The organism is Pseudomonas fluorescens (assembly GCF_900636825.1).
GTDB lineage: Bacteria > Pseudomonadota > Gammaproteobacteria > Pseudomonadales > Pseudomonadaceae > Aquipseudomonas > Aquipseudomonas fluorescens_BG.
Genome location: NZ_LR134318.1, coordinates 5,536,213 through 5,550,663, shown reverse-complemented (window position 1 = coordinate 5,550,663; position 14,451 = coordinate 5,536,213). Strand labels below are relative to the sequence as shown.

The window sequence follows — 14,451 nt, the reverse complement described above, 5'->3', positions numbered from 1 at the left end:
GCTACAAGCTTCGAGCTGCAAGCGTCAAGTTGGAAGCCGGGAGCGTTTGGCTTGTAGCTTGTAGCTTGTAGCTTGTAGCTTTTAGCTTTTAGCTTTTAGCTTGTAGCTTGTAGCTAGACCTCCTTGATCAAATGCGCCGCCAACGTGCGCAGCGGCCCCAATTGCCGGCAGATCAACGCCAACTGCGTCTGCACCAGTCGCTGCCCTTCATCGATTTCATCCGGCATCTGCTCCAGTTCATTGGCCAGTGCTTCCTCATCGTCGCTCTGAATTGCGACCGGTTGCTTGCTCGCCAGGCCTTGGGCGATTTCATCGATGCTTGCCGCCAGTTTCACCCCGGCGCCTTCAATCAAGTGCTCGCGCACCTCTGCCGGCAACTGGGTTTCGCGGTGTGCGCCGAGCCCGGACAGGTAACTCAGCAAAGTGTGCGACAACACCAGAAAGCGAAAGCCGACATCCGCTTCCTTGCGGAAATGCCCGGGCTCCATGAGCATGTTGGCCAACGTGGTCGACAGCGCCGCATCGGCGTTGTGCGCGTTGCGGCGGGCGAGGCGATAGGCGAGGTCGTCACTTTTACCGGCCGCATACTGCTGCATGATCTGGCGCAGATAAATGCTGTTGCAGGTCAGTGTGTTCGCCAGCACTTTATTCAAACGCCGACCCTGCCAGTCCGGCAGGAACAGGAACACTGCCAGGCCAGCGATCAGGCTGCCGAGCAAGGTATCGAACAGCCGTGGCAGGAACAGCCCATAGCCATCGCCGACCTGGTTGAAGCAGAACAGCACCATGATGGTGATTGCGGCGGTCGCCAAGGTGTAGCGCGTGGTGCGGTTGGTAAAGAACACCACCCCGGCGGCAATGGCGAAGCACGATTGCACCAGCGGGCTCGGGAACAGATCGAACAGCGCCCAGGCCACGGTCAGGCCGATGGCGGTGCCGATGATCCGTTGCCCGAGTTTGCGTCGGGTAGCGCCGTAGTTCGGCTGGCAGACAAACAGCGTGGTGAGGATGATCCAGTAGCCTTGCGAAGGGTGAATCAAATGCACCATGCCGTAGCCGATGCTCAGCGCCAATGGCAGGCGCAGGGCATGACGGAACAGTAACGAGGTGGGTGTCAGTTGCGTGCGCAGGCGAATCCATACGTCCTTGAGGTTACGCGGCGAGCGGTCGAGCAGACTGCTGTCGGTGGCGTCGGCCAGGGCGTCGGGATTGCTCGCGTCGCTGAGCAAGCGGTCGAGGGTGCCGAGATTGGCCGCCAGTGCACGCAGCGAGCGCAGCAGGCCGCGCCATGCCGGATTGCTCTGGATGCGCAAATGTTCGAGTGAGGCATCGAGATCGCTCAGCGCCTCGGCGAAACTGGCGTCGTAAACGAACGGCTGGCGCATCTGGATCGACTCGGCCAGCGCGCGGCACGCCTTGCCTTGCTGGCGCAGCAGGCGCTGGCAGCGGAACAGCACGTCGCTGTGGAAGAACGCATCGGCCAGCGCGTTGTATGGGTAGTGCGAAGAGCTGGCGCGTTCGTGGATATCTTGCGCAAGGAAATACAGCTTCAGGTAACGACTGACTTTCGAGCCGGGCCGGCCGTTGCCGACGCGATGCAGAATGATTTCCTTGGCACTGTTCAGTGCCGCCACCACGCGACCATTCTGTTGCGCCAGTTCCAGGCGCCGGGCTTCGACGTCCATCTGCCGGATCGGCTCGAACAGCGACGACTTCAGCTTCAGGTAAAAACCCAATTCGCGAAACAGCCGCGCCAGACTTTGCTGCACCGGCTGATTGGAAAACAGCGCCTGCCACACTACCGAAAGCAGGCCGTACCACGCGGCACCGGCCACCAGCAGCATCGGCTCGTGCCAGAAATCGGTGACCGCGCCGCCGCGCTGATCAACGCCGATCATCGTGTACACCGAGAGAATCAGCGTCGCCGAGGCAATCGCGCCATAACGTTCGCCAAGCGCACCAAGCATAGTCAGGCCGAAACTGGCCAGCGCCAGGGCAACGGCAAACAGGATGGGGTAGGGGAAGAGCAGTTCCACCGACAGCGCGGCGATGCTGAAACACACCAGCGTTACCGCTAGAGCGTTGAGACGGCCTTGCCAACTGTCGTCGGTTTCGGCGAGGGCGCTGGCGATGATCCCCAGGAACAACGGGATCAGCAAACGCATTTCATCCTGATACCAGCACAGCGCCATGCTGCCGGTCAGGGCGATGAATACCCGCACGCTGTAGCTGAATTTATCCAGCGCCCACAGGCGCCGCAAAGACTGACGAAACGAGGTCGAGGACATGAAGTGCGAAGGCCTTCCGAGGCGATGCCGCTAAATTGAGCCAGTAATGACGCCGACGCAATGGCGCCAAGCACATCTGAGAGCAAAAAGTGTTCCTTGATCGCCCGCTAACCCATGTAGGAGCTGCCGAAGGCTGCGATCTTTTGATCTTGATCTTGATCTTGATCTTGATCTTGATCTTGATCTTGATCTTTAAAACAAGATCAAAAGATCGCAGCCTTCGGCAGCTCCTACAGGGGGAGTGTTGTTTCGGTCAGACGTACTGCGCGGCGGCGTAGCCGGAGGCCCAGGCCCACTGGAAGTTGAAGCCGCCCAGGTGACCAGTGACATCGAGCACTTCGCCGATAAAGTACAGGCCCGGGCTTTTCAGCGATTCCATGGTCTTGGAGGAAACTTCGCGGGTATCGACGCCACCGAGGGTCACCTCAGCGGTTCGATAGCCTTCAGTCCCCGCTGGCACCACCTTCCAGCTGCCGAGCTTATCGGCAATCTCCGCCAGTTCAGCATGGGTGTACTGCTTCATTGGTTTTGAAACAAACCAGTTGTCCGCCAGCAGATTGGCCATCTTTTTGGTGAAGATTTCACCGAGCAGGGTCTTCAGCTCACTGTTCGGGCGCTCGGCCATCTGTTGTTGCAACCAGCTCGCGGCGTCGTGATCCGGTAGCAGGTCGATTTCCACCGTGTCGCCACTTTCCCAGAACGACGAGATCTGCAAAATCGCCGGACCGCTGAGGCCGCGGTGGGTGAACAGGATATTTTCGCGAAAGCTCTGATCGTTGCAGCTGACCAGGCAATCCACCGACGTGCCGGACAGTTCGGTACACAATTCTTTGAGCTGGTCGGTAATGGTGAACGGCACCAGACCGGCGCGGGTCGGCAGCAGTTCGTGGCCGAATTGTCTGGCCACCTGATAACCGAAACCGGTGGCTCCCAACGTCGGGATCGACAAGCCGCCGGTGGCGATCACCAGCGACTGGCATCGGACCTGGCCGAGGGTGGTGTCGAGCAGATAGCCGCTGTCGACTTTCGCGATGGCCTGAATCGAAGTGTCCAGGTGCAGCTCGACGCAGGCCTGATCGCACTCGGTCAGGAGCATTTCGAGGATGTCGCTGGATTTGTTATCGCAGAACAGTTGGCCGAGTTTTTTCTCGTGGTATGGCACGCCGTGTTTGCCGACCATGCCGATGAAATCCCACTGCGTATAGCGCGCCAGTGCGGATTTGCAGAAGTGCGGGTTCTGCGAGAGGAAATTGCTCGGTTCGGTATACATGTTGGTGAAATTGCAGCGGCCACCGCCTGACATCAGAATTTTCTTGCCGGCCTTGTTCGCATGATCGAGCAGCAAAACTTGGCGCCCGCGCCCGGCGGCGGTCAGCGCGCACATCAAACCTGCGGCGCCAGCGCCAATGATCACGACTTCGGTAGAGCGCAAAACGGTGTCCTCTGAAATATCACCCAAAAACGAACTGTGCGGGAGCTGTGTAGGAGCTGATGAGTGAAACGAGGCTGCGATCTTTTGATCTTGCTTTTCAACATCAAGACCAAAAAATCGCAGCCTGCGGCAGCTCCTACAGGGGCGTTGCGTTGTGCTTACAGGATACGTACGCGCAGCGAACGGCCCTTGATCTTGCCGTCGTTCAAACGCTGCAGGGCCTGCATGGCCACGGTGCGTTCCACGGCAACGTAGGCCTGGAAATCGAAGATCGCGATCTTGCCCACCTGCGCGCCGGGAATGCCGGCTTCGCCCGTCAATGCACCCAGGATGTCGCCCGGACGCACTTTGTCTTTACGCCCGGCGCCGATGCACAGGGTGGTCATTGGCGGTTGCAGCGGCGCCAGGCCCTGGGATTTCAGATTGTCGATCTGATCCCAGTTCAGCGGCGATTTCTGCAGCTGTTCGATGGCTTGGGCGCGGTGCGCTTCACCGGGTGCGACCAGACTGATGGCAATGCCTTTCTCGCCGGCGCGGCCAGTACGGCCGACGCGGTGAATGTGGATTTCCGAGTCACGCGCCAGCTCGACGTTGATCACCATGTCCAGCGCATCGATATCCAGACCACGGGCGGCGACGTCGGTGGCGACGAGAACCGAGGTGCTGCGGTTGGCAAACATCGCCAGCACTTGATCGCGGTCGCGCTGTTCCAGATCGCCGTGCAGGCCGACGGCGGAAATGCCTTTGGCAGTCAGATGATCAACGGTTTCCTGAACCTGCTGCTTGGTGAAGCAGAACGCCACGCACGAGGCCGGGCGGAAGTGGTGCAGGACTTTGGTCACCGCACTCATGCGGTCTTCCGGGGAAATCTCGTAGAAACGCTGCTCGATCTGCGTGTCGTCGTGGAAGGCTTCAGCCTTGACGGTTTGCGGATCACGCATGAATTTCGAGGCCAGTTGCTTGATGCCGACCGGGTAGGTGGCGGAGAACAGCAGAGTCTGACGACGTTCCGGCGTCTTGATGATGATGTCTTCGATGGCGTCGTAGAAACCCATATCGAGCATGCGATCGGCTTCGTCGAGGATCAGCGTGTTCAGGCCATCGAGCACCAGCGAACCTTTGCGCAGATGCTGCTGGATCCGGCCAGGGGTGCCAACGATGATGTGCGCGCCGTGTTCCAGCGAAGCGATCTGCGGGCCGAACGACACGCCGCCGCACAGGGTCAGGACCTTGATGTTGTCTTCGGCACGGGCCAGACGACGAATTTCCTTGGCGACCTGGTCGGCCAGCTCGCGCGTCGGACAGATCACCAGTGCCTGGCAACCGAAGTAGCGCGGATTGATCGGGTTGAGCAGGCCGATGCCGAACGCAGCAGTTTTGCCGCTGCCGGTCTTGGCCTGGGCGATCAGGTCCATCCCCTTGAGGATCACCGGCAAGCTCTGCGCCTGGATCGGCGTCATCTGGGCATAACCGAGTGATTCGAGGTTAGCCAGCATGGCGGCGGACAGCGGCAGAGTATTAAAAGCGGTGGCGATGGTGGTCACGGGACTGGCCTGCAAAACAAAATGTCGCGCAGTGTAGCAGTCCCGTGCCAGTTTCCTCGACAGTTCTGGACGAACAGCGATTGAATAACGCCCCGGTTCTATCTGACTGCACACAAACCTGTGACTTCCTCTGCAGGAGCTGCCGCAGGCTGCGATCTTTTGATTTGCTTTAAGAAAACAAGATCAAAAGATCGCAGCCTGCGGCAGCTCCTACACGAAGCCTTCAGCGGCATCAGTGTTCGATGTGTTCTTGCGGGCGCTTGGCGCGGCGGCCGTCTTCTTTGGACAGCTGCGAGAATATCGTCGCCGCCAGCATCGCCATCACCCCGACCGTAACGAAGGTCAGCTGGAAAGCGCCAAGCACGGTTTCCACACCATCGTTGCCGACCTTCGCAGTGAAGCCGCCGAGCAGCGCACCGGCGCACGCCACGCCGAGGCTCAGCGACAACTGCGCGACCACCGACAGCAAACTGTTGCCGCTGCTGGCGCTGGCGTCGTCGAGGTCGATCAGGGTCACGGTGTTCATTGCGGTGAATTGCAGCGAGTTGATCGCCCCCAGCACCGCCAGCAGGCACAACAGCAGCCAATACGGCGTTTGCTCGCTGACCAGACCCATGCTCGCCAGCATGATCCCCAATGCCAGCGTGTTGCCGGTCAGTACGATGCGGTAGCCGAGACGTTCGATCAGCGGTCGCGCAACCCACTTGGCGATCATCGCCGCAGCCGCCAGCGGCAACATGCTCATCCCCGCTTGTGACGGCGAGTAACCCAGGGCCACTTGCAGCAGCAACGGCACGAGGAACGGCAAGGCGCCGCTGCCCAGGCGCGCGAACAGGTTACCGAGAATGCCGACGGCGAAGGTGCGGGTCTTGAACAGCGACGGCGCGAACAATGGATTGTCGATATGCCCGGCGCGCAGCCAGTACGCTGCCAGACACGCCATGCCGGCGAACAGCAGTAACATCACGCGCAGGTGCGGCAGGTGCAGTTCGCCGAGGCCTTCCATGGCGATGGTAATCAGGATCATCGCCGCACCGAACAGCAGGAAGCCAAGGCTATCGAAGCGCGTGCGTTCAGTGCCGCGCAGGTCGGGAATGAACTTCCACACCGCATAGCAGCCGATCACGCCAACCGGCAGGTTGATCAGGAAGATCCAGTGCCATGTCACGTATTCCACCATCCAGCCGCCCATGGTCGGGCCGATCAGCGGACCGAGCAGCCCCGGAATGGTGATGAAACCCATGATCCGCACCAGTTCCGAGCGCGGATAGGCGCGCAGCACCACCAATCGCCCGACCGGCAGCATCAGCGCACCGCCGAGGCCCTGAATGACGCGGGCGCCGATGAGCATGCTCAGGCTGCTGGACAAGGCGCAGAGCAGCGAACCGAAGCTGAACAGCAGAATCGCGCCGAAGAAGATTTTTTTGGTGCCGAAGCGGTCTGCGATCCAGCCTGACGCCGGGATCAGCAAAGCCACGGTGAGCATGTAGGCGATGATCACGCCTTGCATGCGCAACGGATCTTCGGCCAGATCGCTGGCCATGGCCGGCAGCGCGGTATTGAGGATGGTCCCGTCGAGGGACTGCATGAAGAACGCGATGGCGACGACCCACGGCAACCAGCGGGCGGTGATGGCGTCGAGAGGCGGGCGGTTGGGCATGGAACCTCGTGTGGTCAGTGCATATTCAAAGTCGAGCGCGGTCAGTGTGGGAGCTGGCTTGCCAGCGATGGCGGACTTCCAGACAACAACAATGTTGAATCTGATGCCCCCATCGCTGGCAAACCAGCTCCCACAGGTATTGCGGTGGTTACAGCGTTAGCGTGAGTCGGCTGATCAGCGCTCCCGGCAATAGCGATGACGAAGTATTACGCTGGCTGTACGTACTCGCCGACAGCAGCAGTTCACGCTCGCTGGTCAACGCCTCCAGCTGCGAACCGAGCAGGTTATAGGCGCTGTCGTCGAAACGCATGGTGCTGACCGGTGCCTGGATCTCGCCGTTCTCTACCCAGAACGTCGCGAAGCGGGTCATGCCGGTCATGCGTGCCGCCGGTTGATCCGAGTAGTTCAGGTACCACAGGTTGCTGATGTACAACCCGGTGCCCAACTGCTTGAGAATCTCTTCTTGCGACAGATCACCGGCGGCCATGTTCAATGCGCTGGGCATCTCGCCGCCACCCGCACCGTTTGCTGCCAAACCATATTCGGCCGCACTGCGCGAGCCGACCAGTTGATCGCCGGCCTTGCCTTCGACGATCAACCGCAGATCGCTGCGCGGATAGCCTTCGCCGGAAAACGCCGGACTCAGCGACTCGCTGACCTTTTCGTCCAACGACACCAGCGGACTGAACGCCTGATCGCCGACATAGAGTTTCTGCAATGGGCTGCTTTTGCTGGCAATCGACTGCGCCGAAAACCCGCCCCAACTGAGCATGCCCATGATTTCTTCCAAAGCGGCCGGGGCCAGGTACGCGCGGTACTGACCTGGCGCCAGCGTGCGTAACGGTCGGCCGAGAAACTCAAGCTGTTCGCGGGCCTGAGCGAAGCGCCGGGCAAACCCTTCGTCGCTCCAGTCGTGCCCGGCGTAGCTGGCCTTCACTGCTTCGCCGTTTTCGTGGAACAGGCTGAAGTCGAAATTGAAGCTGTTGGCTTCATGCCAGCCGAACGCGCCGGCAGAGCTGGCGAAACCGCGGCTGATCGGACCGGCAGCATAAAAACCGACCAGATCGAGACCTTCAGCGGCGGCGCAGATTTGCCCGACGACATCTTCGGTGTCCGGCAGCGGATGCGCTTGTACGTGCGAGCTCTGCCAGCTGTTGTGATTGAGCAGCAAATACGGATCCTGGGGCAGCAGCGGCAGGGTTTCGCGCAGCTGTTGCAGGCCTTCAGCCATGCGTTGCAGATCCGCTTCCTGATCCCCGGAAAGAGTTATTTGCAGGTCGGCGTGACGGCCGTCATTGATCAGTTTGAGGACAATGTTGGCCTGTTGCACTTGCCCGGCCTGACGCACTTTGGCGTGATTGAAGCGCACGAACGCCGAGGATTCGGCGGCATGGCTAAGGGTGAATTGTTCCGGCTCGCGCACGCTGTCACGCAGCCAGTTGACCATGACCTTGAAGGCGTCGGACTGACTCTTCGAAATGCTCATCAGGCGTCTCCCCCAAACACATCAATGTTGCTGAATACGCAGGCCGGCGAAGCGTGGCCGACGCGGATCACCTGGTTTGGTTCACCCTTGCCGCAATTTGGCGTACCGAGCACCTTGACGGTGTTGGCATCGCCGACGGCGCGCAGGCTTTTCCAGAAGTGCGCGGAAATCGCCCGGTAGTTGGGATTTTTCACCACGCCTTTAAGTTCACCATTCTCGATCAACTGGCCCCATTCGCAGCCGAACTGGAATTTGTTCCGCGCATCGTCAATCGACCATGAACGGTTGGTGCTCATCAAAATGCCGTGCTCGATGCCGCCGATCATCTGTTCCAGCGTCTGCTCGCCCGGTTCGATATTGAGGTTGGCCATGCGATCGATCGGCGGACGGTTCCAGCCGCAGGCGCGACTGTTGGCAACGCCGTCGAGGCCGGCGCGATACTGCGACAGCGCACCGCCCAACGGTCGCAGCAACAGACCATCGCGAATCAGGAATTGCTTGCTGGCCGCGCTGCCCTCGTCGTCATGACCGTAACTCGCCAGCTCTTCGGGAATGCCCGGATCGAACGTCACGTTGAGCAGTTTCGAGCCGTATTGCAGGCTGCCGAGATCGCTGGTTTTGACGAAGCTGGTGCCGGCGTAATTGCGCTCATCGCCGAGAATACGGTCGAGTTCCAGTGGATGGCCGATGGATTCGTGGATCTGCAGCATCATTTGATCGGGCATCAGCAACAGATCGCGCGGGCCTTGCGGGGTGTTCGGCGCGAGCAGCAATTGCAGCGCCTGATCGGCGACTTGCGGACCGGCGCCGATCAGACCGCAACGGCTGATGACATCGGCGCCGCCCTGTTGGCCGAAGTTCTCGCGACCGAGGCTGCGGGTCTGGCTGTCGTTGCCGTCATAAGCGGTGACGTCGAGGCCCGGATAGACGAAGCGCTGGGCTTGACGCAATTCGGCGCCGGCGCTGCTCAGGTAGATCTGCTCGACGTGGGTAATGCCGATGCTCACTTGCCAGTTCACCAGGCGCTCATCCTTGGGCACCGAGGCGGATTCTGCGCCGAGCAGATCGAAACATTCGCTCAGCGAGGGAAAAGGGCGTTCGAGGTTGGGCGAAAAATAATCGGCGCGGTCACTGGAGACCGGCTGCTCGCGCAGATCGAGCAAGGCGTGCGGCTTGAGCCGGCGGGCTTGGTGTTCGGCACGTTCGAGGGCGGCTTGCAGGCCGTGCTGCGACAGGTCATTGGTCGCGGCATAAGCTTCGACGCCATTGACGCGCACCGTGAGCATCGCCCCTTCGTCGCGGCTCAGGCTCGGCGGCTCGGCGACGTTCTTGCGCACCGACAAGTACTGGCCGGACTCGCGTACATACCGCAGGGAAAAAAATTCGGCGCCCGTGCGCAAGGCAGCGAAGCGCTGCTTGAGCTGGGGGTGGAAATCGAACATTCGAGAACCTCCTTGTATTGGAGTAGCGGCATGGCAACAGCGGGGAGGGGTGATGCGGTTTCGCGAGGTCTAGAGTAGGCCTGCGTGGGGGTAGGATCAAGTGAAGAGGGGGTGTAGGAGGTTTTACTGTGAGTCAGGGAAAGAAGTGCTGGCAGTGAAGGCCTCATCGCTGGCAAGCCAAGCTCCCACAGGTTTTTGGTGAACACAATATGTGTGTACGACGCAAAAACCTGTGGGAGCTGGCTTGCCAGCGATGAGCCGTGACGCGGAGTTATGTCTTACTGAGCAACTGGGGTGATATCCCGCATCGGCTTTCCTTTCACCGGCGCGCCGTTGGCGACGTAGTAAGCAGCGGTGCTGCGCGGCAGTGGCTGGCGACCGCGGATCTTGTCGGCGATTTTCTCGGCGATCATGATCGTCGGCGCGTTCAGGTTGCCGGTGGTGATGATCGGCATGATCGAGGCATCGACCACGCGCAGGCTCTGCATGCCGTGCACACGACCCTCGCCATCGACCACGGCCATCTCGTCGGTGCCCATCTTGCACGAGCACGACGGGTGGAATGCGGTTTCGGCGTGCTCGCGGATGAACTGATCAAGCTGCTCATCGGTTTGCACTTCGATGCCCGGGCTGATTTCGCGGCCACGGAACGCGTCCAGTGCCGGCTGCTGCATGATCTCGCGGGTCAGGCGGATGCCGTCGCGGAATTCCTGCCAGTCCTGCTCGGTAGCCATGTAATTGAACAGGATGCTCGGATGTTGGCGCGGATCCTTGGATTTGACCTGGATGCGGCCACGGCTCGGCGAACGCATCGAACCCATGTGCGCCTGGAAACCATGTTCTTTCACACCGTTGCTGCCGTTGTAGTTAATCGCCACCGGCAGGAAGTGGTACTGGATGTTCGGCCATTCGAATTCCGGACGCGAGCGAATGAAACCGCCGGCCTCGAACTGGTTGCTGGCGCCAATGCCGGTGCCGTTGAACAGCCACTGCGCACCGATCGCCGGCTGGTTGTACCAGAGCAGCGACGGATACAGCGAAACCGGTTGGGTGCAGGCGTATTGCAAGTACAGCTCGAGGTGATCCTGCAGGTTTTCACCGACGCCCGGCAGATCGTGAACCACCGGGATGTCGAGGCTTTCCAGCAGTTTTGCCGGGCCGACACCGGAGCGCTGCAGAATCTGCGGCGATGCGATGGCGCCGGAGCACAGCAAGACTTCCTTGCGTGCCTTGGCTTCAACGCGTTCTTCAGCGTCGCCGACCAGGTAACGCACGCCGACCGCACGCTTGCCTTCGAACAGGATCTTGTCAGTCAGCGCGTGGGTGACGATGGTCAGGGTCGAGCGCTTCTTGGCGACGTCGAGGTAGCCACGAGCGGTGGAAGCACGGCGGCCGTTCGGCGTCACGGTGCGGTCCATCGGGCCGAAGCCTTCCTGCTGATAACCGTTCAAGTCTTCGGTGCGTGGGTAACCGGCCTGCACGCCGGCTTCAACCATGGCGTGGAACAGCGGATTGTTGCCGGCTTTCGGCGTGGTCACGCTGACCGGGCCGTCGCCACCGTGGTAATCGTTCGGGCCGATGTCACGGGTTTCGGCTTTGCGGAAGTACGGCAGGCAGTCGAGATACGACCAGTTTTCCAGCCCCGGCAGTTTTGCCCAGCCGTCGTAGTCCATCGCGTTGCCACGGATGTAGCACATGCCGTTGATCAACGACGAACCGCCGAGGCCTTTGCCGCGACCGCATTCCATCCGGCGACCGTCCATGTGTGGCTCTGGATCGGTTTCGTAGGCCCAGTTGTAGCGGCGACCCTGCAGCGGAAACGCCAGCGCGGCGGGCATTTGCGTGCGGAAGTCGAGGCGGTAATCCGGGCCGCCGGCTTCGAGCAGCAGAACGGTGACGCCTGCGTCTTCAGTCAGACGGGTGGCAAGTGTGTTACCTGCAGAACCGGCGCCTATGATGATGTAGTCGTATTCTTGAGTCATAAATTCTCCTGCGGGAGCTACAAGCCACTAGCTTCTAGCTGCAAGGAAAAGCAGCGAGCGGTGGCTTCGAAATCGGGGAGGGCGACAAGCCCAAACTGCTTTTACTTGCAGCTTGAAACTTGCCGCTTGTGGCTCCTCAGAACACTGAGGCGTAATCACCCAGTTCGACTTGCACGGACTTGATGCGCGTGAAGTTATTGAGAGAGCTGATCCCATTCTCCCGGCCCACGCCCGACTGCTTGTAGCCGCCGACCGGCATTTTTGCGTCGGACTCGCCCCAGGCGTTGATCCAGCAAATACCGGCTTCCAGTTGATGAATCACGCGGTGGGCGCGGTTCAGGTCTTTGGTGACGATGCCGGCGGCCAGGCCGAAGTCGGTGTCGTTGGCGCGGCGGATCACTTCTTCTTCGGTTTCGTAGGAGAGGATCGCCATGACCGGGCCAAAGATTTCTTCGCGAACGATGGTCATGTCGTCGGTGCAGTCGGTGAACACGGTCGGCGCAACGAATGCGCCCTTGGCGAATTCGCCGTCGGTCAGACGACCGCCGCCGCACAGTACGCGCGCGCCTTGTTCCTTACCTTTCTCGATGTAAGCCAGCACGCTTTCCATGTGGGCGAAGCTGACCAGCGGACCGAAGTTGGTGTTTTCGTCTTCCGGGTTGCCGACGCGGATGCGGGCAACGCGCTCAACGATCTTGGCTTCGAACGCGGCTTTCAGATGCGCCGGTACGAATACGCGAGTGCCGTTGGTGCAGACCTGACCGGAGCTGTAGAAGTTGGCCATCATCGCGGTGTCGGCGGCGCGATCGAGGTCGGCGTCGTCGCAGATGATCAGCGGCGACTTGCCGCCCAGTTCCATGGTCACGTCTTTCAGCGACGATGCCGAAGCGCTGGCCATGACTTTCTTGCCGGTGTCGGTGCCACCGGTGAAGGAAATTTTCTCGATGCGTGGGTGCTCGGTCAGCCAGGTGCCGACTTCACGGCCGCTGCCGGTCAGGACGTTGAATACGCCGTTCGGCACGCCGGCTTCGGTGTAGATCTCGGCCAGTTTCAGGGTAGTCAGCGAAGTGACTTCGCTTGGCTTGAAGATCATCGCGTTACCGGCAGCCAGAGCTGGCGCGGATTTCCACAGCGCGATCTGGATCGGGTAGTTCCACGCACCGATACCGGCGACCACGCCCAGCGGCTCGCGACGGGTATAAACGAACGAGGTGTCACGCAGCGGGATCTGCTCGCCTTCGATGGCGGGCACCAAGCCTGCGTAGTATTCCAGCACGTCGGCGCCGGTGACGATGTCGACGTACTTGGTTTCGGAGAAGGATTTGCCGGTGTCCAGAGTTTCCAGCGCAGCCAGCTCATCGTTGCGCTCGCGCAGAATGTCGACGGCGCGACGCAGGATGCGCGAACGCTCCATGGCGGTCATCGCAGCCCAGATTTTCTGGCCCTTTTCGGCGCTGACCACAGCGCGCTCGACGTCGTCTTTGGTCGCACGTTGCACCAGTGCGAGGACTTCACCGTTCGCCGGGTTGATGGCTTCGAAGGTGGCGTCGCTGCCGGCGTCGGTGTACGCGCCATCGATGTAGAGTTTTTGCAGTTCGAAACGGGCCATAGTGTCCTCGCAAGTGCATTGGTGGTTGGCGTTGACCACCGCGATGACGCTGCGGTGGCGTTCAGGGGTCGAGCGGTTTCTGTGTGCTCTAACTCACCTGCTTGGCCAATTGGAAATCCATGTATTCGTAAGCGATCTGTTGCGCCTGCGCCGTGTCGAAAGCGTCTCCCGACAGCGCGCCGCGCAACCACAAACCGTCAATCAACGCTGCCAGGCCACGGGCGGCATTGCGCGCATCTTCGAGCGGCAACGCGCGGCGGAACTGGCAGCACAGGTTGGAATACAGACGGTGATCGTTGATCCGCTGCAACCTGTGCAAAGACGGCTGGTGCATGCTGGTGGCCCAGAAGGCCAGCCAGGTTTTCATTGCCGGGCCATTGACCTGGCTGGCGTCGAAGTTGCCTTCGATGATCACCTGCAGATGCGCCCTCGGGCTGTCATCTGCCAGCGCCTGACGGCGCGCGGTGACGCTCTCGCTGAGGGCGGTCATCAGGTACCGCATCGTGGCGGCGATCAGGCCGTTCTTGTCCTGAAAGTAGTGACTGATGATGCCATTCGAGACACCGGCCAAACGGGCGATCAGCGCAATGCTGGCGTCCCCCATTCCGACCTGATCGACCGCCTGCAAAGTGGCTTCGATCAATTGTTGGCGGCGGATGGGTTGCATACCGACCTTGGGCATCTTGCACATCTCCTTAGGCCTTCCGAGGGGCGAATGACGCCGATCGGATTGAGGGCCAGTCTATTTTGTTTTGATTGAACGTTCAATCAACAAAGAATAAGATCTGCGACAATTCGTCGCTGCCTACAGAAAATTCCTACGCGTGATGACGATTAAAACCGACACCTGAAACGGCTCGAAACCTGCGTGGGGCATGGCGCGGTTCGCGATTCGATGGACGTGTTGAAAGGGCAAGACGCTCGGGGCCAGGTTTCGGATGAATGTCCGTCACCTCAGGCCACGAAAGCGAATACGCAACGCCATTTCGGCAGGTTCGGGCTTTTTTC

Annotated in this window: 9 protein-coding genes; all 9 read right to left on the bottom strand. The window is 60.5% G+C overall.

Features of this window, described 5'->3' with window-relative positions; genetic code table 11:
- Nucleotides 1-113: 113 nt before the first annotated feature.
- The 9 genes from yccS to betI all read right to left on the bottom strand — a co-directional run bounded on the left by yccS (nucleotide 114) and on the right by betI (nucleotide 14,125).
- A complete protein-coding gene (yccS, locus tag EL257_RS25400; RefSeq protein ID WP_126367205.1) occupies nucleotides 114-2,288 on the bottom strand; it encodes a YccS family putative transporter in 2,175 nt (724 codons plus the stop codon).
- 253 nt (nucleotides 2,289-2,541) lie between these two features.
- Complete coding sequence (locus EL257_RS25395) at nucleotides 2,542-3,720, bottom strand: NAD(P)/FAD-dependent oxidoreductase (protein ID WP_126367204.1); 1,179 nt, start codon at nucleotides 3,718-3,720, stop codon at nucleotides 2,542-2,544.
- A gap of 158 nt (nucleotides 3,721-3,878) precedes the next feature.
- A complete protein-coding gene (gene dbpA / locus EL257_RS25390) occupies nucleotides 3,879-5,216 on the bottom strand; it encodes an ATP-dependent RNA helicase DbpA (RefSeq protein WP_232013126.1) in 1,338 nt (445 codons plus the stop codon).
- A 280-nt stretch (nucleotides 5,217-5,496) separates the two neighbouring features.
- Nucleotides 5,497-6,924 (bottom strand): multidrug transporter subunit MdtD, encoded by a 1,428-nt coding sequence (gene mdtD / locus EL257_RS25385; RefSeq protein ID WP_126367196.1) that lies wholly within the window; start codon nucleotides 6,922-6,924, stop codon nucleotides 5,497-5,499.
- Nucleotides 6,925-7,072: 148 nt separating this feature from the next.
- Nucleotides 7,073-8,410, bottom strand: a complete 1,338-nt coding sequence (locus EL257_RS25380; RefSeq protein WP_126367194.1) for a TldD/PmbA family protein — start codon at nucleotides 8,408-8,410, stop codon at nucleotides 7,073-7,075.
- Complete coding sequence (locus tag EL257_RS25375; RefSeq protein WP_126367192.1) at nucleotides 8,410-9,852, bottom strand: TldD/PmbA family protein; 1,443 nt, start codon at nucleotides 9,850-9,852, stop codon at nucleotides 8,410-8,412. Before EL257_RS25375 ends, EL257_RS25380 begins: the two co-directional genes overlap by 1 nt.
- Before the next feature lie 278 nt (nucleotides 9,853-10,130).
- A complete protein-coding gene (gene betA, locus EL257_RS25370) occupies nucleotides 10,131-11,834 on the bottom strand; it encodes a choline dehydrogenase (protein WP_126367190.1) in 1,704 nt (567 codons plus the stop codon).
- 136 nt (nucleotides 11,835-11,970) lie between these two features.
- Entirely contained in the window at nucleotides 11,971-13,443 is a 1,473-nt protein-coding gene (betB, locus tag EL257_RS25365; RefSeq protein ID WP_126367188.1) for a betaine-aldehyde dehydrogenase, read from the bottom strand.
- A gap of 88 nt (nucleotides 13,444-13,531) precedes the next feature.
- Nucleotides 13,532-14,125, bottom strand: coding sequence for a transcriptional regulator BetI (gene betI / locus EL257_RS25360; protein WP_126367186.1), 594 nt, complete (start codon nucleotides 14,123-14,125; stop codon nucleotides 13,532-13,534).
- Nucleotides 14,126-14,451 lie beyond the last annotated feature (326 nt).